Raw genomic sequence first — 26,858 nt, 5'->3', positions numbered from 1 at the left:
CGGCCGGGTGGCCGGTAGAATTGCAAGGTGCCTGTTTACCTCGACCATGCCGCCACCACACCAATTTCCGCCGAAGCGCTGGCTGCGCTGACCCGCGAACTGGCGCGCACGGGCAACCCTTCCTCGCTGCACGGCTCCGGCCGCCGGGCCCGCCGCGCCGTGGAGGACGCCCGCGAGACGCTCGCTGCGGCCGCAGGCGCACACCCCTCCGAAGTCATTTTCACGTCCGGCGGCACCGAGGCGGACAACCTGGCCGTCAAAGGGCTCTATTGGGCCCGCCACGACGAAAACCCCGGGCGAACGCGCATCCTCTGCTCCGCCGTCGAGCATCACGCGGTGCAGGACACCGTGGAATGGCTTGAGCGGCACGAGGGTGCCGAAGCCGTGTGGCTCCCGGTCGATTCCGACGGCGTGGTCCGCCTGGATGCCGTCAAGGAGGCGATTGAGCGCGACCCCGGGTCGGTGGCATTCGTGACCGTCATGTGGGCCAACAACGAGGTCGGCACCATCCAGCCGATTGCCGCGATCGTGGACCTGGCCCGCGCCCACGGCATCCCCGTGCATTCCGACGCCGTCCAGGCCTTCGGCTCGGTCCCCGTGGACTTCCGGGCTTCGGGCCTGGCCGCGATGTCCGTCTCGGGGCACAAGATCGGCGGCCCGGTGGGCGTCGGCGCTTTGTTCCTGGGCCGCGCCGTCAGGCTCACGCCTGTCCAGCACGGCGGCGGGCAGGAGCGCGACGTCCGCTCCGGGACCCTGGACACCGCGTCGATCGCCGCCTTTGCTGCCGCAGCAGGGGCCGCGGCCGAACACCTGGCGGGGGAGCGGGCCCGGATCAGTGCCCTGCGGGACAGGCTCATCGACGGCGTCCGCGAGTCCATTCCCGAGGCCGTGCTGCGCGGCGCCCCCGGCGACGGCCGGCTGCCCGGCAACGCCCACTTCACCTTCCCGGGCTGCGAAGGCGACTCCCTGCTTTTCCTGCTGGACCTGGCCGGCGTCGAGTCCTCCACAGGCTCTGCGTGCACCGCCGGCGTGCCCCGGCCCTCGCACGTGCTTCTGGCCATGGGCCTGGGTGAGGATACGGCCCGCGGCGCCCAGCGTTTCAGCCTGGGGCACACCTCCACGGACGCCGACGTGGACGCCCTGCTCAAGGCCCTGCCCGAAGCCTACGCGCGGGCCCGGCAGGCCGGCATGGCCGGGCATGAATCAAGCATCCAGACCGCAGCTACGGTAGCCCGGCAGGGCGGATCTGCCCCCGCCTAGCCGACCTCATCCAGGCTGCGCACTTCCGAGGCCGTGGTCACACCGCCGGAAGCAACTCCTCCAGCGGCACGCCTGGATCGCTGAGCTTCCCGGCATCCACCGGGATCCTGCCGGAAATGAGTGCCTTGATGTGCTTCTGGACGCGCTTCTGGTTCACGCTCATGCCCGCTACCACGGCGCCATCCTTGAGCCAGTAGGCGATGAAGCTGCCCTCCTCAAGCGAGCCGCGCAGCACGGGCGTGATTCCGGTGGCCAGGGTGGGGAATCCTGAGTACTCCATGCTGGCGGTGAACTGGTCCGTATAGAAGTAGGGGACCACATCCAGCGCGGCGGGCTGGCCCAGCATGGCCTTCGCGGCCACCTTGCCCCCGTTGAGGGCATTGGACCAGTGCTCGCTGCGGTGGTGCTCGCCCGTGAATGGATGCAGGGCATTGGCGACATCACCGGCCGCGAAGACATCGGCCGCGCTGGTCCGCAGCGAGGCGTCCACCAGGACCCCGTTCCTGAGTTCGAGGCCGGCCGCCTCGGCGAGCGTCGTATCGGGAACCACGCCCACGGCCACCACCACCACATCGGCGGGCAGCGACTCGCCCGTGTTGGTGACCACCGCCGTCGCGCGCCCGTCCTTGCCGGTGATTCCGGCGGCGCTGGCCGGCAGCCGGAACCGGACGCCGTGTGCCTCATGCAATGTGCGGAAGAAGCTGCCCAGCTCAGGGCCGATGGCGGCACTGAGCGGGATGTCCTCCAGGCCCAGCAGGGTCACGTCGTTCCCGTAACTGCGTGCGGCCGCGGCGAGTTCCATGCCGATCCACCCTGAGCCGACCATGACCACCCGCATGCCCCCGCCGTCCAGAAGTCCGCGCAGCCGCTTGCTGTCGGCGAGCGTACGGAAGGTCATGACGCCGTCGAGCTCCGCTCCGGGCAGCGGGATCCGGCGCGGTTGGGCTCCGGTGGCAAGCAGAAGCTTGCTGTACTCCAGGCCCCTTCCGCCGGCCAGCGTCACCAGATGGCGGGCCGTGTCGATGCTTGCTGCCGGCTCGCCCAGCAGGAGCCCGACGCCGTTCTCCTGGTACCAGCCCCGCGGGAGCACCGGGACGGTTTCCTCGCCGGCCTTGCCCAGCAGGTACTCTTTGGACAGCGGCGGGCGCAGGTAGGGTGGTTGCTCCTCCGCGCACAGCACCGTGACGGATCCTTCGAAGCCTTCGGCGCGGAGGGTCTTGGCGGCTGTGGCTCCGGCGAGGCCCCCGCCCGCAATGACGATGTGTTCGGTGGTCATGTCTGCTCGATTCTCACGTGCGGGCCGCCGAGTCCGCTGGCGGGCGGCGCCGCACTCTAAAACCATTAACTTTGACGTTAGAAGACCGTGTGAGTTCCGTCAAGGTTTTTCCGGCTCGATTCGGCCGGGCGCTAGAATAAATGCGCGTGCAGACTGCCTTCAGCCTCACGCCTCCCTCACTACAGAAAGCCAGCATGCGAGTTCTTGCCGCAATGAGCGGCGGAGTCGACTCCGCCGTAGCCGCCGCCCGCGCCGTCGAAGCGGGACACGACGTGGTCGGTGTCCACTTGGCGCTCTCCCGCATGCCGGGCACGCTGCGCACCGGAAGCCGGGGCTGCTGCACCATCGAAGACTCCCGTGACGCCTGGCGTGCCTGCGATGTCCTGGGCATCCCGTACTACGTGTGGGACTTCTCCGAGCGCTTCAAGGAAGACGTCGTCCAGGACTTCATCGACGAGTACGCTGCCGGCCGCACGCCGAACCCGTGCATGCGCTGCAACGAGCGGATCAAGTTCGCCGCCCTGCTGGAGAAGGCCATTGCCTTGGGCTTCGACGCTGTCTGCACCGGCCACTACGCCAAGGTCATCACCGACGCCGACGGCAACCCGGAACTGCACCGCGCCGCGGACTGGGCCAAGGACCAGAGCTACGTGCTGGGCGTCCTGACGCACGAACAGCTCAAGCACTCCATGTTCCCCCTGGCCGAGACCCCGTCCAAGGCCGAGGTCCGGGCCGAGGCCGAACGCCGCGGCCTGTCCGTGGCCAACAAGCCGGACAGCCATGACATCTGCTTCATCCCCGACGGCGACACGGCCGGATGGCTGGCCGAGAAGATCGACATGACCACCGGCGACATCGTGGACGAGACCGGGGCCAAAGTGGGCGAGCACCCCGGCGCCAACGCCTTCACCGTGGGGCAGCGCCGCGGCCTGAAGCTCGGAACACCGGCCGCCGATGGCAAGCCGCGCTTCGTCCTGGAAATCCGGCCCAAGGAAAACAAGGTCGTGGTGGGGCCCCAGGCACTGCTGGCCATCGACGAAATCCGCGGCATCAAGGTCTCCTGGGCCGGGCTGCCCATCGCGGAGGTCGCGAGCGGCGAGGAGTTCGACTGCCACGCCCAGGTCCGCGCGCACGGCGACCCCGTGCCTGCCCGTGCACGGGTGGAGCTTGTCGCCGACGATTCCGGCGTGGAGCGCGAGGGGCTTCTGGTGACCTTGGTTGACCCGCTCCGCGGCGTCGCCCCGGGCCAGACGATCGTCCTGTACCAGGGCAGCCGCGTCCTGGGGCAGGCAACCATCGACGCCGCCCGTTCCCTCCAGCGCGCCGAACTCTAAGCCGCGACGCCGGTCGCCCGGATCGCCCCGGCGGTTCGCCCGCCGGGGTCCATTGCCTTGGCCTGCGCCCGGATCCATACTTGGCTACAGCAGCGCTTCCGCTGCGGGGTAGTTGGGGTTCCGCATTCGGGACGGCGATGACTGTGGCATTTCAGAAGAAAAGCCCGGGAGCCATCAGGGCCGGGCAGATGGTGCCGGTGACTGTGCTGGCGGAGGGACCGATTGGCAACGGGGGCGCTCCGTTGACGGTCCAGCTGCGCATACCTGTTGAGCGGCTCAGGCGCGGCCCCACCGGGCACCGCTACGCAATCCACATCCGGAAGTGGAGGGGCACCAACGTGGCCCCTGTGACGCTCACGGAAGCAGGTGACCCGTGGCACCTCATCTCGGAGCCGCCGCCGTCCGATCTCCGGGAACTGCTGGACGACACGCGCTTCCTGGCCCAGCACGTGTACGCGGTGGCCATGAACACGCTGGACCTCTTCGAAACCACGTTGGGCCGGCGGATGCCGTGGAACCCCCAAGGCCGCGTGATTCTCAAGGCACGCGACCTGGTGACAGCCACCGACACCGGCTACGAACGCGGTACCAACACCATCCGCTTCGGATCGATCGACCGCATGGGCTACAAAGTCCCCACCGCGCTGTTCCGTGACATCGTGGCCCACGAGGTCACGCACGCCATCCTTGACGGGTTCCGGCCGGCATGGGCGGATGAGCTGGCCACCATGGAGCAGCTCGCCATGCACGAGGCATTGGCCGACCTCGTGGCCATCCTTTCCGTGTTTTCCTCCCGGGAGGTGGTCTACCGCCAGCTTGAAGCGGCGGCCGGCGGCTTCGAAGCCGGACAGGAAGTCGACGACGCCGTGACCATGCGGACCATCTTCGACTTTGCCCGGGACCTGTATGCGCGAGGCCCCCTCCGGGAACCGTTCGTCGGCGCCGTTCCGGAGAACTGGCAGGACTTACCGGAACCGCACGCCCGGGGTGCGGTGGTGGTCGGCGCGGTGCTGCGCGCGGTGCAGAAGCTGTGGTCGGAGCGGAACGCTCGTTTCGGCGATCATCAGAGCCTGCAGCAGAAGGCCGAATCGGGCTCCATCGTGGGCAGCCGGATCCTGCGCATGGTGATCCGCGGCCTGTCCTACATGCCGCCCGTCGATGTCACCTGGCGGGATCTCCTGCGCGGCATCATCGCCGCGGACATCGACATGGTCCCCGAGGACACCAACCGCTACCGGGACACGCTCCAGGCCGAGTTTTCGGCGATCGGCATCCGGAGGGTCTCGCTGTCCAACATCACAGGCGTGGACAACTACCAGGGCCTGCGTTACCCGGTGAGGCTCTCCGCCTTGGGCTCGGACCCGCAGGAGGTGCAGCGCTTCGTGTGGGAAAACCCGCGGCTCCTGGACGCCGCCCGCCTGGAACGCCGCACGCCCCTGAGTTCAACCCGTGTGCGCACTTCGGAACGGGTGTCGCCGGACGGGTTCATCATTTCCGAGATCGGGGCGTCATTCATCCAGACCGTGCGCCTGAGCCGGCGGGAGGCGCAGGTCCGGCTCGGACTGAAGACGGAGCGGGAGTATGTGGACATTCGCGGCGGCGGACTTTTGCGGTTCGACGCCGGGGGGCGCCTCGTGTATGCGGCGCTCAAACCCGTCATGGACCGGGAGAGGCAGGCCGCCATGTTCGGCTCCGATGACCAGCACGACGCCGAGCAGGCGGCTTCGACGGGCGTCCGCAACAAGTTCCACAGCACCGGCGAGTAGCCGGCCGTGCCGGCCACCCGCCGTCGTGCCTTCCCGCTCGCTGGTTCCGCCGGCCTTAGCTGCCCCAGGCAGCCTTGCGTGCCGCGGTGGTGCCCTCCAGCTGGGCCACCTGGTCGAAGCCGCCGGCCTTGAGGCCCTTGCTGACGAGCTTCAGGACGTCGGCGCGGCCCACGGTGCCGTCGCTCTGCAGCGACTTCACGAAGTGGTAGGTGAAGGCGCCGTTGTAGCGCCCCTCGATGAGCGCATCCGCCGCTGTCTGGTCGGAGCGGCACGCCGCCATGAGCACGGGCTTGGCCGTCTTGCCGGACTTGACCAGGTCGCGCAGGACCCGTGTGTCGTTGTTCTCGCTCGCAATCACGGCCCTGGCCGTGGGGGCCGGCAGGAATCTTGGGCGCCGGCCCGGCAGGAGATCCAGCGACTTCAGGCCGGTTCCGCTGTGGCAGGTGTCCAGGACCACGTCCATGAGCACGCCGTCGGGCAGCCGCGAGAAGAGGGTGAACAGCTCGTCGTCCGAAATCACGGTGGCCGGATCCCAGGCATCGCCGGTGTTGTTGATGTCGTAGCAGGCGAAGGCTTCGTCCAGCCGGTCTGCCTCATCCCCGCTGGTGTCCGGGACCTGGGTGCCGTGGCTCGAGAACGTGAAAACGACGTGCTCGGTTTTGCCTGCGACGGCCAGGTCCATGATTTTGTTGAGTTCGGCCATGACGGCCTTCTTGGTGGCCTTCGCGTCACGCAGGACGGTGATGTCCCCGCCCGCGAAGCCATACTTTGCTTCCAGGAGGGCGGCAAGGTCTTCGGCGTCATTCACGCACCCCTGCAGCCAACTCGATTGTGGCAAGAACTTGAATTTGTTGATCCCTACACAGAGGGCTGCCTTGCTCATGTGCGCGTCCTTTGCACTGATGTGGCCCGGTATTTCAGCTTGGCGGCCCCAACTTTCACCGCCCGGATGTCTGCCACGGCATCGGATTCCGGCCGCCCCCATGGCCCAACGATTGTCAACAGTGTTCCGGCACCACGGCCAGGAATCCGTCTTCCGGCCCCCGCTCCAGAACGCAACTCAACTGTATTCCCGGCGGCAATGAGGGGCAATGCCAATACGGGCCGGGAGCCGGTGTCCTCGAAGATAAAGTTTGTGTCTCAAATCACAGGATTAATCGTTATACCTGTCGGCACTCTGGTTGAATCTAGGCATCAAGAGTGCGTGCTGCCGGAAAATAACTGACGGCGGCGCGCCGAATCCATCGAACAGAAGGTTCACAGATGGCACTGAACAAGAAAGCCCTGCACGGCGTTATCGCGCTGGCGGGCGTTTCCGCACTCGCCCTCACCGCCTGCACAGGTCCGACCGGCGGCACGTCAACGGCACCCGCCGGCGGTCCCATCGCCTACGGCACTACGGACAAGGTCACCGCGCTGGACCCGGCAGGTTCGTATGACAACGGCTCATTCATGGTGATGAACCAGATCTATTCCTTCCTCCTGAACTCCAAGCCCGGCGGCGCAGATCCCGTGCCGGACCTCGCGGAGTCGTCGTCGTTCACTTCGCCCACCGAATACACGGTCAAGCTCAAGTCCGGCCTCAAGTGGTCCAACGGCCACACCCTGGACTCAAAGGACGTCAAGTTCTCCTTTGACCGCCAGGTCAAGATCAACGACCCCGCCGGCCCGGCCTCGCTGCTGACCAACGTGGAAAGTGTCTCCACCCCGGATGCCAACACAGTGGTCTTCAAGCTGAAGCTGGCCAACGACCAGACCTTTGCCCAGATCCTCAGCAGCCCCGCCGCGCCGATCGTCGATGATGAAGTCTTCCCGGCCGATAAACTGCTCGCGGATGACGACATCATCAAGGCCAGTGCCTTCTACGGCCAGTACACCATCGACAGCTACAAGAAGAACGAGCTGGTCAGCTTCAAGGCCAACGCGGACTACAAGGGTGTCCTGGGAAAGCCGGCCAACGATGCCGCCACCATCAAGTACTACGCCAGCCCCACCAACCTGAAGCTGGACATCCAGCAGGGAAACATTGACGTGGCCTTCCGCAGCCTCAGCGCAACGGACGTGGATGACCTCAAGAAGGACTCCAAGGTCAAGGTCCACGTTGGACCCGGCGGTGAAATCCGCTACATCACCTTCAACTTCGATACCATGCCGTTCGGCACCAAGACCGCCGGCGCAGATCCGGCCAAGGCGCTCGCCGTTCGGCAGGCCATCGCGAACCTGGTTGACCGGCAGACCATCGCGGACCAGGTCTACAAGGGCACCTACCTGCCCCTGTTCTCCAACGTCCCCAGTGGCTTCCTCGGTGCCAACGAGTCGTTCAAGGATGCTTACGGTGACGCCGGCAAGCCGAGCCTGGACAAGGCCAAGAAGGTCCTGGCCGACGCGGGCGTGACCGGAGCCGTCACCCTGAACCTCCAGTACAACCCGGACCACTACGGCGGATCCTCGGGCGACGAGTACGCCCTGGTCAAGGAACAGCTCGAGAAGTCCGGCCTGTTCAAAGTCAACCTGCAGTCCACAGAGTGGGTGACCTACAGCAAGGCCAGCCGCGCCGACGAGTACCCGCTGTTCCAGTTCGGCTGGTTCCCGGACTTCAGTGACGCCGACAACTACCTGACGCCGTTCTTCCCGGATGGCGGCTTCCTGAAGAACCACTACAACAACCCGGCCGTGACCGCGCTGATCAACAAGCAGCTCACCACGGCGGACAAGTCAGCACGCGAAGCCGGAATCAAGGACGCACAGAACGCGCTCGCGAAGGACATTTCCACCCTGCCGCTGCTTCAGGGCGCACAGGTTGCCATTGCGGGCAGCAGCGTCAAGGGCGTCGAGAACACCCTGGATGCATCCTTCAAGTTCCGTCTCGGAACCATCTCCAAGTAGCCGGATCCACGGGAGGCGGGGCGCTGATCCGGTGCCCCGCCTCCTGTGCTGACCACCATCCCCATCAGCACACAGCAACGGCCCGCGCAATCCACGGGCATGAATCCTAGGTAACAATGACAACGCTTATTGAGGTGCCCGACGTAGAGCCGGGAACCGCTGCTCCGAAGAGCAAATCAGCACCGGGCGGAGGGCTGGGGAAGTACATCGTCATCAGGTTCTTCCTGATCATCCCCACGATCTTCATCCTGGTGACGCTGGTCTTCTTCCTGATGCGGGTCATCGGCGACCCCATCACCGCTTCCCAGGGCGGCCGGCTTCCCCCGGATGTCCTCGCACAGCGCATCCACGACGCCGGCTACGACCGCCCGATCCTGGTCCAGTACTTCGAATACCTGGGCCAGCTGATCACGGGCAACTTCGGCACCACCATCACCGACCGCCGGCCGGTCGTCGAAATGCTGACAACCTTCGGCGCGGCGACCCTCGAACTGAGCATCAACGCGTTGCTGGTGGCTCTACTGGTCGGCATTCCGCTCGGCCTGATCGCCGCACAGCGCCGCGACAAGACCACGGACGCCTTCCTGCGCTGCTTCGCGATCCTTTGCTACGCCACTCCCGTGTTCTTCTCCGGGCTGCTGCTGAAGCTGACCTTCTCCGTCTGGCTCGGCTGGTTGCCGGTGGCCGGGCGTGTTTCCACACGCACCGAACTTGCCATGGGGGGCCTTGCCAATCCGAGCGGCATCTATTGGCTCGACGCCCTGCGCAGCGGCAACTTCGCCGCCCTCGGCGATGTGATGTCCCATGCCGTTCTGCCCGCCGTTGCCCTCGGCCTGCTCACCGCCGGGGTCTTCCTGCGGCTGGTCCGCACCAACGTGATCGGCACGCTCGGAAAGGACTATGTGGAGGCCGGCCGCTCCCGCGGCGTCAGTGAGTACCGCTTGCTGACCAAGCACGCCTACAAGCCGGCGCTGATCCCTATCATCACTGTCATGGGCCTGCAGATCGCGCTCATGCTCGGCGGCGCTGTGCTGACCGAAACGACGTTTGAGTGGAAGGGCCTTGGCTACCAGCTCGTCCAGTACCTGAACGCCCGCGACTTCGTGGCTGTCCAGGGCATCGTTGTGCTGCTGGCCGTCATTGTCGCCGTCACCAACTTCGTGGTGGACATCGTGGCTGCCTTGATCGACCCCCGAGTGAGGTACTGACCATGAGTTCCACCGCATTCACCGGGCCCAAGGAGTCCTTGTTCCTGCGGCTGCCTGTCGTCTCCCATTTGCGGAAGAGCGTGGGCCTGCAGCGCGGCATGCTGATCGCCGGCGTTGCCTTGAGCGCAACCTTCCTGCTGGCCACCGTGCTGGCGCCGATACTGGCACCGTATGGCTATTCCCAGCTCAGCGACGCCTCCGGAGCGTTCCCCACACAGCAGGCGCCCAGTGCCAAGCACCTCTTCGGAACCACTGTGGGCGGTTACGACGTCCTCTCCCGGGTGCTGTGGGGATCCCAGACTGCTGTAACGGTGATTATCGTTTCCGTGGCCATGTCCCTCTTCCTGGGCGTGGCGCTCGGCCTGCTCAGCGGCTACTTCGGCGGCTGGCTGGACCGGATCCTGGTGGTCATCGCCGATGCTATCTACGCTTTCCCCACCCTGCTGTTGGCCATTGTCATCTCGATTGCCATCAGCCGCGGCCAGTCGAGCTTCTGGGGCGGCATCCTCTCGTGTGCTTTTTCCATCACCGTGGTGTTCGTGCCCCAGTACTTCCGCGTCATCCGGGCCGAAACCATCAGGCTGAAAGCCGAGCCGTTCGTTGAATCGGCGATGGTCCTGGGCGCATCGAGCCTGCGCATCATCGGACGCCACATCTTCAAGAATGCCACCCGCACGTTGCCGCTCATGTTCACCCTCAACGCCTCCGAAGCAATCCTTACTCTGGCAGGCCTTGGCTTCCTGGGCTTCGGCATTGAGCCAACATCGGCTGCGGAATGGGGCTTTGACCTCAACAAGGCCCTCTCCGATGCTTCCTCCGGCATCTGGTGGACAGGCGTGTTCCCCGGCATGGCGATCGTCCTCACCGTCCTCGGCCTGACCTTGGTGGGCGAGAGCATCAACGACCTCAACGACCCCCGGATCCGTGGGCGCAAGCGCGCCGGTGGGGCACCGGCGGCCGCACCTTCCGCACCTTCAGAGGCAGGCACGGTATGACCATCAACCTCGGAAACGTATCGGACCGGCCCGCTGCCGGCGGCCCGGTCCTGACCATCGAACGGCTCAAAGTCACCTTCGCCACCGACGGCGGAGACGTCCAAGCCGTGAAGGACGTCAGCCTGGACGTCAAGGCCGGCGAGGTGGTGGCGATTGTGGGGGAGTCCGGATCCGGCAAGACCGTGACGGCCAAGACCATCCTGGGGCTGCTCCCCGAAACGGCCATCAGTTCCGGTGCCGTGGTGATCAAGGGCAACAACGTCATCAGCGTCAGCAAGTCGAAGCTGCGCAGGATCCGCGGCCGCGATGTTGCCATGGTCTTCCAGGAACCATCCACCGCGCTGAACCCCGTGTTCACCGTGGGGTGGCAGATCGCCGAGGGCATCCGTGCCCACGCGAAGGACGGCCACCGCGTTTCGGCCAAGGAAGCCAAGGACCGCGCCACCGAGGCGTTGCGCAAGGTGGGAATCCCGGACCCGGAGACCCGGGTCAACTACTACCCGCACCAGTTCTCCGGCGGCCAGAAACAGCGCGTGGTCATCGCCGCCGCCCTGGCCCTGAACCCAGGGCTGATCGTGGCCGACGAACCCACCACGGCGCTGGACGTCACGGTGCAGGCCGAAATCCTGCAGCTGCTCAGGGAGCTGCGCGACAATTACGGCACCTCGATCGTGCTCATCACCCACAACATGGGTGTGGTGGCCGACCTGGCCGACCGCGTGGTGGTCATGTTCGAGGGCGACGTGGTGGAGGAAGCACCGGTCAAAACCCTGTTCGCCGAACCCCGGCAGGACTACACCAAGAAGCTGCTGGCTGCGGTGCCGCACCTGGGCCGGAACTCCGCCTCCGAAGGCGCCCACGAACGGCTCCACCAGGGCGGCAAGGTGCTGGTGGAGGCGAAAAACCTCACCATCGAGTACCCCGGACGGCTAGGACGGCACGGCTTCAAAGCCGTGGACAACGTCAGCTTCACCCTGTCGGAGAACGAGGTCTTCGGTCTGGTGGGAGAATCCGGTTCCGGCAAGTCCACCATCGGGCGCTGCATCGCCGGACTGAACCGGGCCACCGGCGGCAGCCTTAAGGTGCTCGGCTACGAAATGCTGGATTTCAAGGAACGCACCTTCCGGCCGCTCCGCAAGGAAATCGGCTTCGTGTTCCAGGACCCGGCGGCTTCTTTCAACCCGCACCTGACCATCGGCGAGTGCGTTGCCGAACCGCTGGTGATCCACCTCAAGCCGACACCGGCGCAGGCACGCCGGAAGGTTGCCGAGTTGCTCGAGTCAGTGCAGCTGCCGGCGTCGTATGCTGCGCGCTTCCCGCACGAACTCTCCGGCGGGCAACGCCAGCGGGCGTCCCTGGCACGGTCCCTCGCGCTGAACCCGCGGCTCCTGATCGCCGACGAACCCACCTCGGCGCTGGACGTCTCCGTCCAGGCGAAGGTCCTGGACTTGTTCAAGGAGATCCAGGAGCAGTTCGGCTTCGCGGCACTGTTCATCAGCCACGACCTTGCCGTGGTGGACATGCTGGCCCATTGGGTGGGCGTGCTCTACAGGGGACAGCTCGTGGAGCAGGGGATCGGCAGCCAGATCATGGGTGCCCCGCAGCACGACTACACCAAGCGGCTGATTGCCTCGCTCCCGGTTCCGGACCCTGATGAACAGGCCCGACGTCGGGTGGCGCACCGCGCGCTGCTGGGCGGCTGAGCGGCCGCACGCCGTCGTCCGCTACTAGCAGGCCTGCCCGTCCGACCTTCAGCGGGGCGGGCAGGCCTGTCCTTGGGTCTTTTCGCGGCCCGCTACTCGGAGACGATGCCGATGTTGAACATTTTGCCTTCGGGCTGGCGAATGTAAATCTGCAGCCACAGCGGCAGCCACATCTCCAGGCCACGCGCGGCGTCGAGCCCGCCCAGGTCACGGATGTGCCCTGGCGGCCAGCCGAACTCCTGCAGGATGCCCTTGACCGTTGCCTTCGCGTCCTCATGGTTGCCCGCTATGAAGACGTCGTGCGCTCCGGGGAGCCGGCCGGGGTCCACCATGACCGGGGCGCTCAGGGTGTTGAGCGTTTTGACCACCCGGGACTTGGGGTAGGCACGCTGGATGGTTTCGGCCATGCTGTCCGTGTTGCAGACCGTCAGCGACGGCGGGAATCCCGCCGAATAGTCGAGCGGGTTGGACACATCAATGAGGACCTTGCCCGAGAGATTCCCGGCACCGGCCTCCGCCAGGGCAGCGAGCGAGACCGTTCCCGGGGTGGCGTTCACCACGATCTCGGCAGCGGCGGCCGCCTGGGCAAAGGAACCGGCAGAAGCACCCGGGCCGGCCTGCGCCGCCCACGCCGTTCCCTTGGGATTCCCGGCCTCGCGGGAGCCCATGGTGACCTCATGCCCCAGGGACACGAGCCTTCCCGCCAGGGCGTGCCCTACCGGTCCGCTGCCAAGCACTGCAATTTTCATAGGATCCCCTTTTGGGTCATTGATCCGAGGCTGATGTTGCTTCCGGGATGAGGGCTGCCCGGAATGCTCCAGGCGCCGTCATGCCCATTCTGCTCCGCATCGGGCGCCCAAGACACTGCCGTCCCGCACCATTTTCCCCGCCGCTTCCCTGCCCACCGGAACGCAGTGCCGTCCGGAGTAACACCGGCAGGGAGCGCGCCCCACACCATAGACTGGGGGCATGACCGAGCAGAACCACGCCCTTCCAGACTCAGCCGATCCCTTCAACCCGGCAGCGAGCTCGCTGTCCGGCCACGTGGACGGGTCCGTCATGGACGAGCTGCTTTCCATCCGGTCCAGCATCGACAACATCGATGCCACACTGGTGTTCCTTCTGGCCGAGCGGTTCAAGGCCACGCAAAAGGTTGGCGTCCTGAAGGCCACGTACAAGCTCCCCGCCGGCGACCCGGGCCGCGAGGCAGCCCAGATCGCGCGCCTGCGCAGGCTGGCAGAGGATGCCCATCTGGACCCCGCCTTCGCCGAGAAGTTCCTGAATTTCATCATCAGCGAAGTGATCCGCCACCACGAAGCCATCGCCGAGGATCACCAGGCTTCTGCCAAGCAGGCCTGAGGCATGCCTTCCGACGCACCGCAGCAGATCAGTGCCACGGCGCTGGGACCGTGGCCGGGCACCGACGCCGTTGAAGCCGCACGCATCATCAGGGGGGAACTGGGCAGCCCGCACCTGCCGTTCATCGCCGAACTGCCGGAGCGCGGGGTAGGCTCCGACGCCCTCGGCCGCACCGCGTCGCTCCTCGTGGAGATGGCCATCGATGTCCAGCCGCACGGCTGGCGGCTGGTGGACCGTCCGGGCAAGGATCTGCGGCGGGCAACCTCTGCGCTCGCCACGGACATCAACATCCTTGCCGACGTGGCCGGTGCCGAGGACGTTTCCGCGCCTTTGCTGAAGATCCAGCTCCTCGGGCCCCTGAGCCTTGCGGCCGGGCTGCACCTGCACAACGGTGAACGCGCCCTGCTTGACTACGGCGCCCGGCGGGACATCGCCGAATCCCTTGCGGCCGGCGTCGGCGAACACCTCGCGCGGCTCTCCGCGGCCGTTCCCGGGGCCGGAATCGTCGTCCAGATCGACGAGCCGGACATCGCCTCAGTCCTCGCAGGGACGATCCCGACGGCGAGCGGTTACCGCACGCTGCGTTCGATCCCTGGCGAGGAGGTCACCAATGCCTGGCGTTTGGTCATCGATGCCTTGAAGGCCGCTGGGGCGGTGGAGACCGTGGTATCCGTGCCGGAGATCGAGGCACCCATCCAGCGGATCCTGGCTGCTGGGGCGGACGGCGTGGCCGTTCCGCTTAAAGCACTCACCACCCGCCAGTGGGAACAACTGGCCGTGGCCATTGAAGCCGGAAAGCGGATCTGGGCCGGCGCGCTGCCCACGGACAACCCGGGCTCGACGCTGCCCCGGACCGCCGACGTCGTGGAGGCCGTCTGGCGCCCATGGCGGCAGCTCGGACTGCCCGCATCTGCCCTCGGCACGCTGCGTGTGACCCCGTCCACCGGACTGGAGCAGTTCACGCCGTCGGCCGCCAAGGAAGTGCTGACACGGCTCACGCAGGTGGCCGACGGGCTCGACCAGCTCGCCCAGGGCTGACGGCGTTCCTCTCGGGGGTCCATGCCGGATCAGGAGATCAGAGACGGCGTTCCCAGCGTTCCGGCTCCGCATATCGTGGCAGCGGAGCCAGGGAAACGGCCGGACCGGCAGGCACATACGGCGCCAAACGGTAGCTGAAGCGCCCCGCGTAGACCAGCACCAGGCCGATTTGCGGCTGGATGACCTTGACCTGGATCCGGTGCTCGCCGGCATGCGCATCCCACCACTGTTCGGCGTAGGCGCGGGCATCCAGGATGGCCGGGAGCGGCAGCCGCAGCGGCCCCAGGAACAGCCGGCTTGCCCGCGAGACACCGCGCAGCCTGCCTTCCGGCGTGACGCTGAGATCCAGGTCTGTGGACAGGCGGCGGTAGCGTCCCACATAGTCCACCAACCGGGTGGCGGGAACGCCGTTTGCCGTGTCGCCTGATGGACCGGACCTTGGTGCAGAAGTTCTGGATGGAACTGCGCTCGTCGTGTCGTGGAAGAGCCGCGTGCTCGAGGGGAAGAAGATCTCCCGGCGGGCCGTCAGGCTGGAGCGGCCGAACGGATCCAGGTGGGCGTGGTTCTCGATCCGGAACGGAACATCCTCGCCGTACTCCGGAAAGAAGGCCTGCTCGCCGGACGTCAGCGCCAACAGCGGCCGCAGCCAGCGCTGCCGGCAGCCCACCACCTCGAACACGCCTTCGCCGATGCCGAACACCCCGGAACCTGGGACCAGGGAGAAGTAGTCCTGCAGCTCGGGCTGGAGACGCCGGAAATCGCTGCCCATGGCCAGCTCGTAGATGGGGGTGCTCATATCTGGTCCCTCTCAGTCGGTACTACAGGCGGCCGGCGGCCTTGAGCCGGATGTAGGTGTCGGCGAGCCGCGGCGGGAGTTCGAGTGGCTCGGCGTCCACCACCTCGGCGCCGAGCTGGCGCAGTTGTGCGCTGACGGCTTCGCGGTCCAGCAGGGCCCGTTCGGCGGCGGCCGCGCGGAAGACCTGGCTCGCCGTCGTGCGTTCTTCCTTCATCTCGGCCAGCATCGGGTCCCGGACGGATGCCACCACCACCACATGCAGCCGCGACAGCTGCGCGACCATCGGGATGAGGCCCTCTTCCGGGGCGCCGCCGTCGAGCGTGGTCAACAGCACCACCAGGGAACGGTGGGCCGAGACGGCCCGGACCTGCCCCGGAATCTGCTGCCAGTCCAGCTCGATCAGCTCCGCCTCCAGCGGTGCCATGGCCTGGACCAGCTGGCCCAGCAAATTGCCCTTGGACGCCGATTCCACCCTGGCCCGGACCCGGCGGTCGAAGGCCAGGAAATCCACCCGGTCCCCGCCCCGCTCGGCCAGCACGGCCAGCAGCAGCGCGGCCTCGATCCCGGTGTCCAGGCGAGGCTCGTCGTCGATCCTGGCCGCGGCGGTCCTGGAAGTGTCCAGCACGATCACCACGCGCCGGTCGCGTTCCGGCCGCCAGGTGCGGACCACGACGGCGGTGCGCCGCGCCGTGGCGCGCCAGTCGATGGACCGCACGTCATCGCCGCGAACGTAGTCCCGGAGGGAATCGAACTCCGTGCCGGCACCGCGGATCTGGACCGCTGCCTTGCCGTCCAGTTCACGCAGCTTCCGCAGCTTGGAGGGAAGATGGCGCTTGGAATGGAACGGCGGCAGGACCCTCAGCGTGCCGGGAAGCGGCACCGTCCGCTGCCGGGCCGCGAGCCGGAGGGGGCCAAAGGACCGGACTGTCACATGCGGGGCGGAGAGGTCGCCGCGGCGCCGGGGCGTCAGGGACACCGCCATGCGCCGCCGTTCACCTGCCGGGACGTCGAGCAATTGCACGTTGTTCGCGGCCCCTGCCGACGGCTGCCAGGCATCCCGGATGAGGGCATGCAGCGGGCGGCGGCCGGTGTTGCTGACGGTCAGCACCGATTCGGCGGTGCCCGTGAGGGCGATGTTTCCGGGCTGCCTGCGCTCCAGCCCGAGGTGCCGCGGCGACGCCGCCAGAAGCAGATCGGCAACGAGGACCACCAACAGGAAGCCGCAGAGCAGCAGCAGCGCCTGCCACCCCGGAAACAGCAGCAACGGCACAAGACCGGCGAAGGCCAGCAGCACAAAGCGGCCCGTGATCGTCATTCAGGCCCACGCGCTGTCGTTCGGGATCGGCGGCCGGGCCATCAGCGTGGAACCGGAACCGAGGCCAGGATGCTGCCAAGGACGTCATCCACGTGCACCCCGTCCATCTGGGCTTCCGGGCGCAGCCCCACGCGGTGCCGCAGGCACGGCAGCGAGAGTGCCTTGACGTCATCCGGGGTGACGAAACCCCTGCCGGACAGCCACGCCCAGGCCCGTGAGGTGTTGAGCAGGGCAGTGGCGCCGCGCGGCGAAACACCCAGCTGGAACGACGGCGCCGCACGGGTCGCGCGGACCACGTCCACAATGTAGGCGAGGATTTCCGGGGCCACCGCAACGCGCGAGACGGCGTGACGGGCCTGTGCGAGTTCCTCGGACCCGGCGACTGCGCTCACGCCCGCTGCGGCGAGATTGCGCGGATCGAAGCCGCCGGCATGCCGGCGGATGACCTCGATCTCCTCGGCCCGGGCCGGCAACGGCATGGTCAGTTTCAGCAGGAACCGGTCAAGCTGCGCTTCCGGCAGCGGGTACGTCCCCTCGTATTCCACGGGGTTCTGGGTTGCCGCCACAATGAACGGGGCCGGCAGCGGACGGGATACGCCATCCACGGAGACCTGGTGTTCCTCCATGGCTTCCAGCAGCGATGCCTGGGTCTTCGGCGGTGTCCGGTTGATTTCGTCGGCCAGCAGGATGTTGGTGAAGACGGGGCCTTCCCGGAAGCTGAATTCCGAGGTGTGCGAATCGTAGACCAGCGAACCTGTGACGTCGCCCGGCATGAGGTCGGGGGTGAACTGAACGCGTTTGGTGTCCAGGCTCAGGGCCGTGGACAACGCCCTGACCAGCAGGGTCTTGGCCACGCCGGGAACGCCTTCGAGCAGCACGTGCCCCCCGCACAGCAGGGCGATCAGCATGCCGGTCACCGTGGACTCCTGCCCGACGACGGCCTTGCCGACTTCGTGCCGGACGTTCAGCAGTGCTTGGCGTGCTGGATCCGCCGGGGCCGCCTGGGCGGCCTGCGTCGCCTGGGCGGGCGCCTGTCCCGCGTAGGGGCCCGCCCCGCCTGAATATCCCTGGCTGGTGTCCGCATAGCCGTTCGGCTGGTTGCTCATCGGGCTGTTGCCTCCTCTTCGAGTCTTTCGATCTGTTGTGCCAAGTGCACGAGCTGTCCTTCGTTTTGCGGCCGGTGCTCCACCAGCGCCGTCCTGATCTCCTGCGGCGAGCGGCCGAGACGCCGGGACACCGCGTCCACCACGGCGTTCGCATCGGCTTCCGCTCCCAGGTTGAAGTGCCTGGCGATCCGGGTCATGGCTCCGGCACGGAGATTGTCCGCTGCCCTGTTCACAGCCCTCGAGTCCTGGTAGAGCCGGGCCCGGCCCTCCGCCGTCTCGGCGGCCTTCACTACAACCGGAAGTGGCTCAAACACCAAGGGTCCCAGCCGGCGGCCGCGCCACAGCATGGAGAGCAACGCGACCACGGCCAGCCACGGTCCCAGGAAGGCCAGCCACGGCGGCGCCAGTTCATCGAGGGTGCGGGGACCGCTGCCGGCGGGGACATCGCCCAGGCCCGGCGTATACCAGACCAGCTCCGGGCCCGTGCCCAGGGCCCGGAGAGCCAACGCGGCGTTGCCTTCCTCGTCCAGCAGGCCGTTGCCCAGAAGGTCGGTGCTGCCGATGACCAGCAGCTGTCCGTCCCTGCTGCCGGCCAGCATGCCCGGCCCTTCGGGGCGCGTCCGGTAGCACACTTCGGGTCCTTGGTACGTGAAGCCGCCGGCGGTGACGCGGCCCGCGGCTTGTGCGTCGCCACGTCCGCAGCCAGGTTCCAGGGTGCCGGTTTCCTGGGGGACAACGCCGCCCGGCCGTATGTCCTGGGTAAGGGCGCCCAGGGTCCGCAGCCGCGGGGCCACGAGGACAATGCGTGCTGCAGTGCTTGCGAGTCCGTCTAGCTGCTCCCCTTCGAGGAAGCCATGGGCGTCGTACAACAGGAGAGTCGCGTGATCGCTGCGGGCCAGCGCCGCCTGCGTTGCTTCGAGTGAGTCCGTGGCGGTGACCCGGACCCCCTGGCGACGCAGGATCTCGGCGAGGGCCATGCCGCCCTCGGGGGCCGGGTTCCGCGTCGACAAGACGCCGGTGTCGGCAGGTGCCTGCAGTTTGCTGACCGTGACGTAGGCGAGCATTCCGGCAAAGAGCGCGCCAATGACGATCCACACCACATGCTTGCGGGCCCACGCTGCAAAAAGGGCCGAAGCGGGAGCCACCGGGGCGGCCGTCGTTTCCAGGTTCGCCGATGTCTTAGGGCTCACCGGGGCACCGCAAATCCAACGCCGGGGTGCCCGTCGAATCCGGGCTTCATCGCGGCCAGGTCCGCGTCCAGCTTCCGGACCGCCTCGTAGTCCGCGGGGGAGGCCTCCGCCTTTCCGTAGCGCACCGCATCGAACACGGTAGCCGCGGAATCGAGCCTTTGCCGGGCGGGGCCGAAGGCCTGCCCCAGCTCGTCCGCAGCCTCGTCCGCTGTCCGGCCGGCCCGGGCTTCGATGACGGCACGGTCTTCCGCGGAACGCACCAGTGCGCGGAACTGCTCGACGACCGCCGTCTGCCAGTCGCTCCGCCCGGCGGCTGCCGAGGCACGGCTGCGGTAGACATCGGCGTCGAGGGCGGGCTCGTCGTCGAACACTTCCTTGGCCGTCCGCCGCCGGGCATTCAGGCGGGGGCGGACCACCAGGACGGCCACAATGACCAGGACCACGGCGAGGGCTCCGATGAGCGGCACGGCAAAGTCGCCGCCCGGGCCTGTGCCACCGCCGTCGAGGGATGCCAGCCAGTCCAGGAAGTCACTCCAGAGCTGGTCGAGCCAGCTTGGCTGGGCCGCGGCGTACTGGGGCTTGGCCAGTTCCTCGATGGCCCACCGCCCTGCTTCTTCACGGTCCGGGCTGACGGGCGTTGCGGTGGCGGCAAGCAACGGGCGGATCATGCCGTGGGTTCGCCTGGTGCGGGCGGCGTGCCTGGCCAGGAGCCATTGCCGGCCGGCCAGGAAGCGCCCCGGCTGGACCGGGGCGCGGGCCTGCCCGGTATGCCATCAGCATCGGCACCGCTTTCCAGCAGCCGCAGAAGCTCCACGTCCAGGCCGTCGTGGCGCATCCGCAGATCGAAGTAGATAAGGGCGTTCGCCGAGGACTGGTAGGCGAAGCCCACCGCACCGATCAGTGCTGTGACGAGCAGCGAAACAACCGTCAGGATGATCGACGTGGAGGTGAACGCCTCCTCGCCGCCGTGGGGTGCGACCACGGATCCGATGCCGCCTGCAGCGACGCTGAGCGGGATCTGGACAATGTACGAGATCACCCCGATCATCAGGCTGATGACCAAAACGATGCCGAAGATCCGCCACCAGTTGTTCTTGGTCAGCCGCCAGGAGCGCAGGAGACTCTCGTAGACGCCGGCCTCCTCGACCACAACTACCGCCGGTGCCACCAAGAGCCGCATGCCGATCCACACGAAGGCCACCAGGACGCCAAGGCCCAGGAGAAAGACCAAGACCAGGCCGGCAGGGCCAACGGCCGTCACGAGGAGCACCGACAGGACAACAAACGCGGCGGCGGCGAGCAGGCTGCCGAGCGTCAGCAATGCGGCCACGCCAAGCAACGGCCAGATCCGGGAACCGGTAAGCATCCACATCTGCTTGAACCCCGTGCGCCGGTTGAGGACGGAGCGGGAGACCGGAACCACCATCACACCCTGCAGCACCGATCCCAGGAAGGCCGACAACACCGTTGCTCCCAGTGCGGCCATGACGATTCCGAGCAGGGGTCCAAGAAGCTGATCCATGGATTGTGGATCCATGTACGGGACCCTGCCCGCAAGTCCGAGTGTCATCATGCTGATGACCCCCACCAGCCCGGTGCTGATGACCTGGAAGATCAGCGCCGAGCCGAACATTGCCGCGGCATTGCGCCGGATGGTCTGGAACGAGCCGTCCAGGATCTCCCCGAAAAGGAGCGGGCGAAGGGGGATGATGCCAGGTTTCGGGGGTGCAATGTACGCCGGGTGGGGGTAGGGGCCGCCGCCTGATGGCCAGCGTGGGTCCGGAGCCCCGCCCCAGGGCTGCTGGGGCGGCCATCCAGCTTGCTGTCCGCCCCATTGCGGCTGTTGGCCCCACTGCGGCTGCTGCCAAGGCTCCGGCGGCTTGCCAGGCTCTGGATATGACACGCTTTCCTCCCCACGAGGTCCGGTCCGCCGGCAATCGACGTCCCCAAGAAAATCGACCTTCGCCCCCCAGCCTATAGTTCCGCCGTCGTGCCTCATAGCCCCGGCGCTGTCCGCGGTGTGCCCCGGACGGGACCCTGCCCGTGCCGGAGCGGGGCTTGGCCGGCAGGCGGCGGGCGACGCCATGCCGGGCACCTTATCAACGGGACAAAGCCCTGTTGATAAGGGAATATGTAACTATGAAGGCACGCATTCTGGTAGTAGACGACGACGAAGCACTGGCCGAGATGATCGGCATCGTCCTGCGCAATGATGGCTTTGAGCCCGTGTTCTGCGCGGACGGCGGCCAGGCGCTGGAGATCTTCCGTTCGTCCAAGCCGGACCTCGTGCTGCTCGATCTCATGCTGCCCGGTTCCGACGGGATCGAGGTGTGCCGGCAGATCCGTGGGGAATCGGATGTCCCCATCGTCATGCTCACGGCCAAGTCGGACACCTCCGACGTCGTCAGGGGCCTGGAATCCGGTGCTGACGACTATGTCCCCAAGCCTTTCAAACCCGCTGAACTCGTCGCGCGCGTCCGCGCCCGGCTGCGTCCCGGGGATCAGAAGGCCCCCGAAACACTGCGCATCGCGGACGTGACCATCGACGTCGCCGGCCACTTGGTGACCCGCGGCGGCGAACGTATTTCGCTGACCCCGCTGGAATTCGACCTGCTGGTGGCCCTGGCCCGGAAACCCTGGCAGGTCTTCACCCGTGAGTTGTTGCTCGAACAGGTCTGGGGGTACCGCCACGCTGCCGATACCCGCTTGGTCAACGTCCATGTCCAGCGTCTGCGCTCCAAGATTGAACGCGATCCGGAAGCGCCCGAAGTCGTCCTGACGGTGCGCGGTGTCGGCTATAAAGCAGGTTCCTGAGCCCACTGCCGGCAAGCCCGGCGGTCCGGACCGTTCCAACGTCGGACTCGCGACGTCCGAACACACGGCACCCCAGGCGGGGGAGCCGGACCATGTCGCGCCGGAACACACTGACGCGCATGCGCTGAACCTGCCTTGGCTGATGTCCAGGGCCAGGATCTGGACCCGCCGCGGGCTCATACTGCTGCTGCGTGTTTCCCGGCTCGTGGTGACCGGTGTCCGCCAGATCGGTCCGGGGCTCCGATTCCTGCGCCATTCCTTGCTGCGGCGCTGGCGCCGCTCGCTGGAGTTCCGGACAGTCCTCATGACACTGGTGCTCGCCATCACCTCGTTCGCGGTGGTCGGGGCGTACCTGTCCAACCAGATCGCGAACAACCTGTTCCAAGAGCGCCTGGCCCAGGCCGAGTCCGAATCCCGCTACAACGTCAAGCAGGTGCAGGACACCTTCAACGGCGCCCAGGTCACCGACCAGTCCAGCGTCATCACCCTGGTCTACGACACGCTGAACGCCGTGGAGGGCCGCGGCGACGTCATCCAGCGCCGCTATGTCTTCGAAGCCATGCCGGAGCAGACCAAGCCCCGCAACCGCTGGGTGGAGTCCCGCGCCTCCGATCAGCTGACCGTCAGGGTGATCCCACCGGAACTGCGCAAGGCCGTGCAGGAATCGGGAACGGACCAGTACTGGGCCTCCACCGAATTCCCTGTGGGCAATGAGGACCGGCCGGGCATCGCCGTCGGGAACAAGGTCGACTTCAACGGAACCGTCTACGAGCTGTACCTTATCTATGATCTCAACTCGGCCCAGCAGACGCTCGACGAAATCCAGAATGTGCTGTGGACCGGCGGAGTGGCCCTGGTCCTTATGATCGGAGCCATCGCCTGGTACGTGACCAGGAATGTGGTCAGTCCCGTGAGCCATGCCGCCGTCGTGTCCGAAAAGCTCGCCGCCGGGCAGCTCCAGGAACGCATGGTGGTCAAGGGCGAGGACGAGGTGGCCAGGCTGGGAGCGTCCTTCAACCACATGGCCGCCAGCCTGCAGGAGCAGATCACGCAGCTTGCCACACTCTCGCAAATGCAGCAGCGCTTTGTCTCCGATGTCTCCCACGAGCTGCGGACGCCGCTCACCACCGTGCGGATGGCCGCGGAAGTCCTCTACGACGCCCGCGGTGACTTCGACCCCATGAACAAGCGCTCGGCGGAACTTCTCTACAACCAGGTGGAGCGTTTCCAGTCCTTGCTTTCGGACCTTCTGGAGATTTCCCGGTTCGACGCCGGCGCGGCGGTGCTTGATGCCGAACCGCAGGACATCTTCCAGGTGGTCGGCCACGTCATCGACGGAGCGTCGCCGGTTGCCGCCGAATACGGCTCGGAGGTCAGGCTGAACACCCGGCAGAAGAGCATCATCGTTGAAATGGATTCGCGCCGGATCGACCGTATCCTGCGGAACCTGCTGCTCAATGCCGTGGAACACGGTGAAGGAAAACCGGTCCACGTCTCCGTCGCAGCCAACCACGATGCCGTTGCCATCTCCGTACGGGACCATGGCATCGGCATGAGCCAGGCAGAAGCCGCCCGCGTCTTCGACCGTTTCTGGCGGGCCGATCCTGCCCGTGCCCGGACCACGGGCGGCAGCGGACTGGGGCTGTCCATCGCGGCGGAGGACACCAAACTCCATGGCGGCTGGCTGCAGGCCTGGGGCCGCAAAGGCTCCGGATCCAATTTCCGGCTGACCCTGCCGCTGAAACAGGGAGGGACCATCCTGAAATCGCCGCTGCAGCTGGAACCCGCCGACATTGACCTGCCTGGAGGCGCCCCCGAGCGGCAGGTGCTGGTCCTGGGGGCCGAACCGGCCGCGAACAGCACCGAGCCGGGCAGAGCTGCGTCAAATACCGCCGAGCGCAGCACCGGAAGCCCCTCATGAGCACGGCACGCTCCTCCCGCATCCGGCCCCGCCTCCGGGCCGTGGTCGCGTTTCTGGCCATCCTGATGCTGGCATTGACGTCCTGCGCCCAGATTCCACGGTCCGGCCCGGTGGGGAAGAGCAAGGACGGGAGCGGCGGCAACCCGAACAGTGCGCCGGTCTTCTTCCCCGCTCCACCCCGCAGCGGTGCCAGCCCGGAGAGCGTCATCGAGGACTTCTACAGCGCAGGAAGCGGCTACGAGGACGACTACGCCGTGGCCCGCCAGTACCTCACACAGGCACAGTCCGTGACCTGGAAGCCGGACAACCGGGCGCTGGTCTTCCGTTCCGCACAGGTCGTCAAGACCGGCGTCGAGAACGAGTACAGCTTTGAACTCGACCTCGCCTATGCGGTGGATGCCGACGGCGTTGCCACGCAGTTTCCGGCCGGCACCAAGGAAGTCATTCCTGTGACGGTGAATGAGGTCGAGGGGGAGTGGCGGATCGCCAAGATCCCGGACGGCACCGCCATCCCCGAGGAGACGTTCAAGGTCATCTACGGTGCCCATCCCATCTACTTCTACGACCCAAGCTTCAGCTATGCAGTGCCGGATGTCCGCTGGTTCATCAGGAAGAAGACCGTCAAATCAATGACCAGCGCGCTGCTGGCCGGCCCGGCCCCCTACCTGCGGGGCGCCGTCGTCAGCGCGTTCCCTTCCGGCATGAAGCTGGCCCGGGAATCCGTGCCCGTCGTCTCGGGCTCGGCCCAGGTGGACCTCTCCGCCAAGGAACTCCTGGAGGCCTCGGCGGAGGACCGCCAGCGCATGCAGAACCAGCTGGCGCTGACCTTCCGCGGCCAGCCGGACGTCATCAACGTGCAGCTGCGTGCGGACCAGGATCTTGTCAGGGTGGAGGACAACGGCTCCGTGCTGCCCCCCGTCCTGGACAAGAGCGTGCCGGCACGCCAGATCGCCGTGAGCAACAACGAACTTGTGCGCTACGAGAACAACCGTCTCTCGCCTGTTCCGGACATGCAGCCCGTTGCGGGCCTTGGCCCGCGGATGCCGGCCGAATCGCCGGTGTCGCAGGCGGTCGCCTTCCTCAACGGCGACCGCACCAGCCTGTATTCGATCCTGCCCGGCCAAGCGGCCCGCCAGCTCACCGCCCGAACTGTCCTGACCCGCCCGTCCTTCAGCATGCAGGACTGGGTGTGGACGGCGGGGCCAGGCGCAAACGGCGCTGCGGAGGTCGTGGCGTTCCGTCCATCGGGCATAGCCCAAGGGATGGCCGTGCCGACGGCGTCCATTGCCCCGCCGTGGCTCACCGGGCGGACAGTGAAGGACTTCCGGGTGTCCCGGGACGGTGCCCGGGCGCTGGTCATTTCCGAGCTCAACGGCAAAACATCCGTGCAGATCACGGGAATCGTCAGGAACGCCGACGGCGCCCCCAAGGATCTCACCGCGCCCGTGACCTTGCTGAGCAGCACCTCACCGGACCAGGGAGTCTGGGTCAACGGAATCACGGTGGCGGTCATGCGCGCCTCCGCCACTGGCATGGTAGTGCCGGAACTGTTGTCCCTGGCTTCCGGCGAGCCGCAGGAACTGGCAGCCTGGGAGGGACTGACCTCGCTCAGTGCCGGCAACGGGGCAGAGGAAATCTTTGGACAGTCCGCCGAGGGCGTCTTCCAACGCGTCGGCAACGGCTGGGAGCTGCAGCTCAAGGGGCCCATGGAACCGGCCTTCCCCGGCTAGCCCGCCCGGCTGCTTTTCCACATAGTCGCGATCCTCGGTTCTGAACGCGGTGGCGGCAATGGATGCTGGAAGCATGAACGACTACGGCGGCTCCGGCAGGCGCCTCGGCGCGCCGCCTGCGCCCCGGGACAGGGGTCAAGACCGGGACAGAGTTCAAGACCGGGACGGGGTTCAAGACCGGGACGGGGTTCACCGCCGGGGCAGGGTCCGCAACCGGGCGCGGGATCCGGATTTGCTGGCCCGGGACCCCGCCGCGGCCGGGCACCGGGGAATCCACGCGGCCCGGACGCTTCGCCTTGCACAGGCAACCGGCGGTGCAGTGACGGACCTTGCCGCCCTTCTGGTGCCGGTGGACTGCGTGTGCTGCGGCGTGGAGGATGCCGCCCTGTGTTCCTCCTGCGCCCGGCGGCTCCGTGCCTTGTGCCGGCAACCCTTCCGTGCCGAGGCCCAGGCACCCTCTCTGGTCAGCCTCGACGGTTCCGTGATCCTGCCGGTCGTTGCTGCCGGCCCGTACCGGGACGAACTCGCACAGGCCGTGCTGTCGTTCAAGCACCATGGCCAGGGCCATCTGGCCGGTGCCTTGGGCGCCTGCCTGGCGAATGCCGTGTCTGCTGCCACCGGGGCGCAAGAGGGATTCTGCCTCGTGCCCGTGCCGACGAGCGGTGCGGCGTTCCGCCGTCGCGGGTTTAGCCCCGTGCACCTGCTGCTGGCCTCCCTGCACCGCCGCCGTGCGCTCCCCGGTACCGAGATCCTCAATGCCTTGTCCAAGGTGACCCCGGCCTTTGCAGGCGGATCCTTCGACTTCCTGCGCGAACTGCCCGCCCGATGGGCGGAATCCGTGCTCGGACAGTCCGGGCAGGGCTCCGCGGGAGGGCAGAAGGGACTGGGCCGCGGCGAGAGGGCCCGCCGCGTGCGGGGGTCAATGCGCGTGCGGCAGGGACGCATGTCCCGCCGGCTTCAGGGGCGGAAGTGCCTCATCATCGACGACGTCCTCACCACCGGAGCCACGCTCGCCGAGGCGGCCCGCGCCGTGGAGGCTGCCGGCGGCACCGTTTGCGGGGCGGTGGTCCTCGCAGCTGCCCGGCCTCCGGCCCATGGGGATGTCTCCGCTGCTGGGAGCCGCCACAGCCCGGACGACTCAAACAAAATTTAAGTGACGAA

22 protein-coding genes are annotated in these 26,858 nt (G+C 67.1%); 13 read left to right on the top strand and 9 right to left on the bottom strand.

Annotated features, from left to right (window positions below; genetic code table 11):
• The first annotated feature begins 27 nt into the window (after positions 1–27).
• Entirely contained in the window at positions 28–1,260 is a 1,233-nt protein-coding gene (locus tag NVV90_RS14015) for a cysteine desulfurase family protein (protein WP_258437884.1), read from the top strand.
• A 37-nt stretch (positions 1,261–1,297) separates the two neighbouring features.
• Here NVV90_RS14015 and NVV90_RS14010 read toward each other — a convergent pair whose 3' ends face one another.
• Complete coding sequence (locus NVV90_RS14010) at positions 1,298–2,536, bottom strand: NAD(P)/FAD-dependent oxidoreductase (RefSeq protein ID WP_258437882.1); 1,239 nt, start codon at positions 2,534–2,536, stop codon at positions 1,298–1,300.
• A gap of 212 nt (positions 2,537–2,748) precedes the next feature.
• Between NVV90_RS14010 and mnmA the strand changes: the two genes are divergently transcribed.
• Together mnmA and NVV90_RS14000 are read left to right on the top strand one after the other, a co-directional pair.
• Positions 2,749–3,870, top strand: coding sequence for a tRNA 2-thiouridine(34) synthase MnmA (gene mnmA / locus NVV90_RS14005; protein WP_258441182.1), 1,122 nt, complete (start codon positions 2,749–2,751; stop codon positions 3,868–3,870).
• A 137-nt stretch (positions 3,871–4,007) separates the two neighbouring features.
• Positions 4,008–5,636 (top strand): hypothetical protein, encoded by a 1,629-nt coding sequence (locus NVV90_RS14000; protein ID WP_258437880.1) that lies wholly within the window; start codon positions 4,008–4,010, stop codon positions 5,634–5,636.
• Between the two features lie 55 nt (positions 5,637–5,691).
• Here the strand turns inward: NVV90_RS14000 and NVV90_RS13995 are convergent, their stop codons facing one another.
• Positions 5,692–6,519, bottom strand: a complete 828-nt coding sequence (locus NVV90_RS13995; protein ID WP_258437878.1) for a caspase family protein — start codon at positions 6,517–6,519, stop codon at positions 5,692–5,694.
• A gap of 380 nt (positions 6,520–6,899) precedes the next feature.
• Between NVV90_RS13995 and NVV90_RS13990 the strand changes: the two genes are divergently transcribed.
• The 4 genes from NVV90_RS13990 (at position 6,900) to NVV90_RS13975 (ending at position 12,428) form a co-directional block, all read left to right on the top strand.
• A complete protein-coding gene (locus NVV90_RS13990) occupies positions 6,900–8,522 on the top strand; it encodes an ABC transporter substrate-binding protein (protein ID WP_258437877.1) in 1,623 nt (540 codons plus the stop codon).
• Between the two features lie 116 nt (positions 8,523–8,638).
• Entirely contained in the window at positions 8,639–9,730 is a 1,092-nt protein-coding gene (locus tag NVV90_RS13985) for an ABC transporter permease (RefSeq protein ID WP_258437876.1), read from the top strand.
• Between the two features lie 2 nt (positions 9,731–9,732).
• Positions 9,733–10,725: an ABC transporter permease gene (locus tag NVV90_RS13980; RefSeq protein ID WP_258437875.1), complete on the top strand. Its 993-nt coding sequence runs from the start codon at positions 9,733–9,735 to the stop codon at positions 10,723–10,725.
• Positions 10,722–12,428 (top strand): ABC transporter ATP-binding protein, encoded by a 1,707-nt coding sequence (locus NVV90_RS13975; protein WP_258437874.1) that lies wholly within the window; start codon positions 10,722–10,724, stop codon positions 12,426–12,428. The genes NVV90_RS13980 and NVV90_RS13975 overlap by 4 nt, the downstream gene beginning before the upstream one ends.
• A 92-nt stretch (positions 12,429–12,520) precedes the next feature.
• On the opposite strand, the gene NVV90_RS13970 is transcribed toward NVV90_RS13975, so the two are convergent.
• A complete protein-coding gene (locus NVV90_RS13970) occupies positions 12,521–13,177 on the bottom strand; it encodes an NADPH-dependent F420 reductase (protein WP_258437873.1) in 657 nt (218 codons plus the stop codon).
• A gap of 220 nt (positions 13,178–13,397) precedes the next feature.
• On the opposite strand from NVV90_RS13970, the gene NVV90_RS13965 reads away from it, so the two are divergent.
• Positions 13,398–13,787, top strand: a complete 390-nt coding sequence (locus NVV90_RS13965; protein ID WP_258437872.1) for a chorismate mutase — start codon at positions 13,398–13,400, stop codon at positions 13,785–13,787.
• Positions 13,788–13,790: 3 nt separating this feature from the next.
• A complete protein-coding gene (locus NVV90_RS13960; protein ID WP_258437871.1) occupies positions 13,791–14,825 on the top strand; it encodes a hypothetical protein in 1,035 nt (344 codons plus the stop codon).
• Between the two features lie 37 nt (positions 14,826–14,862).
• Here the strand turns inward: NVV90_RS13960 and NVV90_RS13955 are convergent, their stop codons facing one another.
• From NVV90_RS13955 to NVV90_RS13930, 6 genes are read right to left on the bottom strand one after another with little or no spacing between them, the layout of a single operon-like run.
• A complete protein-coding gene (locus tag NVV90_RS13955; protein WP_258437870.1) occupies positions 14,863–15,621 on the bottom strand; it encodes a DUF4166 domain-containing protein in 759 nt (252 codons plus the stop codon).
• A 22-nt stretch (positions 15,622–15,643) separates the two neighbouring features.
• Positions 15,644–16,936, bottom strand: a complete 1,293-nt coding sequence (locus NVV90_RS13950; protein ID WP_258437869.1) for a DUF58 domain-containing protein — start codon at positions 16,934–16,936, stop codon at positions 15,644–15,646.
• A gap of 41 nt (positions 16,937–16,977) precedes the next feature.
• Positions 16,978–18,042 carry a MoxR family ATPase gene (locus NVV90_RS13945; protein WP_258437868.1) on the bottom strand — a complete coding sequence of 355 codons (1,065 nt, stop codon included), beginning with the start codon at positions 18,040–18,042 and terminating at the stop codon, positions 16,978–16,980.
• Positions 18,039–19,232: a DUF4350 domain-containing protein gene (locus tag NVV90_RS13940; RefSeq protein ID WP_258437867.1), complete on the bottom strand. Its 1,194-nt coding sequence runs from the start codon at positions 19,230–19,232 to the stop codon at positions 18,039–18,041. The genes NVV90_RS13945 and NVV90_RS13940 overlap by 4 nt, the downstream gene beginning before the upstream one ends.
• The gene (locus tag NVV90_RS13935) at positions 19,229–19,900 is read right to left on the bottom strand and encodes a DUF4129 domain-containing protein (RefSeq protein ID WP_258437866.1); all 672 of its coding nucleotides are present in this window, start codon (positions 19,898–19,900) and stop codon (positions 19,229–19,231) included. Before NVV90_RS13935 ends, NVV90_RS13940 begins: the two co-directional genes overlap by 4 nt.
• Positions 19,897–21,135, bottom strand: coding sequence for a glycerophosphoryl diester phosphodiesterase membrane domain-containing protein (locus NVV90_RS13930; protein WP_258437865.1), 1,239 nt, complete (start codon positions 21,133–21,135; stop codon positions 19,897–19,899). Before NVV90_RS13930 ends, NVV90_RS13935 begins: the two co-directional genes overlap by 4 nt.
• A gap of 236 nt (positions 21,136–21,371) precedes the next feature.
• Between NVV90_RS13930 and mtrA the strand changes: the two genes are divergently transcribed.
• The 4 genes from mtrA (at position 21,372) to NVV90_RS13910 (ending at position 26,850) form a co-directional block, all read left to right on the top strand.
• Positions 21,372–22,046 (top strand): MtrAB system response regulator MtrA, encoded by a 675-nt coding sequence (gene mtrA / locus NVV90_RS13925; RefSeq protein WP_090818324.1) that lies wholly within the window; start codon positions 21,372–21,374, stop codon positions 22,044–22,046.
• The gene (gene mtrB / locus NVV90_RS13920; protein ID WP_396125309.1) at positions 22,021–23,967 is read left to right on the top strand and encodes an MtrAB system histidine kinase MtrB; all 1,947 of its coding nucleotides are present in this window, start codon (positions 22,021–22,023) and stop codon (positions 23,965–23,967) included. The genes mtrA and mtrB overlap by 26 nt, the downstream gene beginning before the upstream one ends.
• Entirely contained in the window at positions 23,964–25,697 is a 1,734-nt protein-coding gene (locus tag NVV90_RS13915; protein ID WP_258437863.1) for an LpqB family beta-propeller domain-containing protein, read from the top strand. The genes mtrB and NVV90_RS13915 overlap by 4 nt, the downstream gene beginning before the upstream one ends.
• A gap of 73 nt (positions 25,698–25,770) precedes the next feature.
• The gene (locus NVV90_RS13910; protein WP_258437862.1) at positions 25,771–26,850 is read left to right on the top strand and encodes a ComF family protein; all 1,080 of its coding nucleotides are present in this window, start codon (positions 25,771–25,773) and stop codon (positions 26,848–26,850) included.
• Positions 26,851–26,858 lie beyond the last annotated feature (8 nt).

The sequence above is a fragment of the Arthrobacter sp. CJ23 genome (assembly GCF_024741795.1).
GTDB lineage: Bacteria > Actinomycetota > Actinomycetes > Actinomycetales > Micrococcaceae > Arthrobacter.
This window is presented reverse-complemented; position numbering and strand designations above follow the sequence as displayed.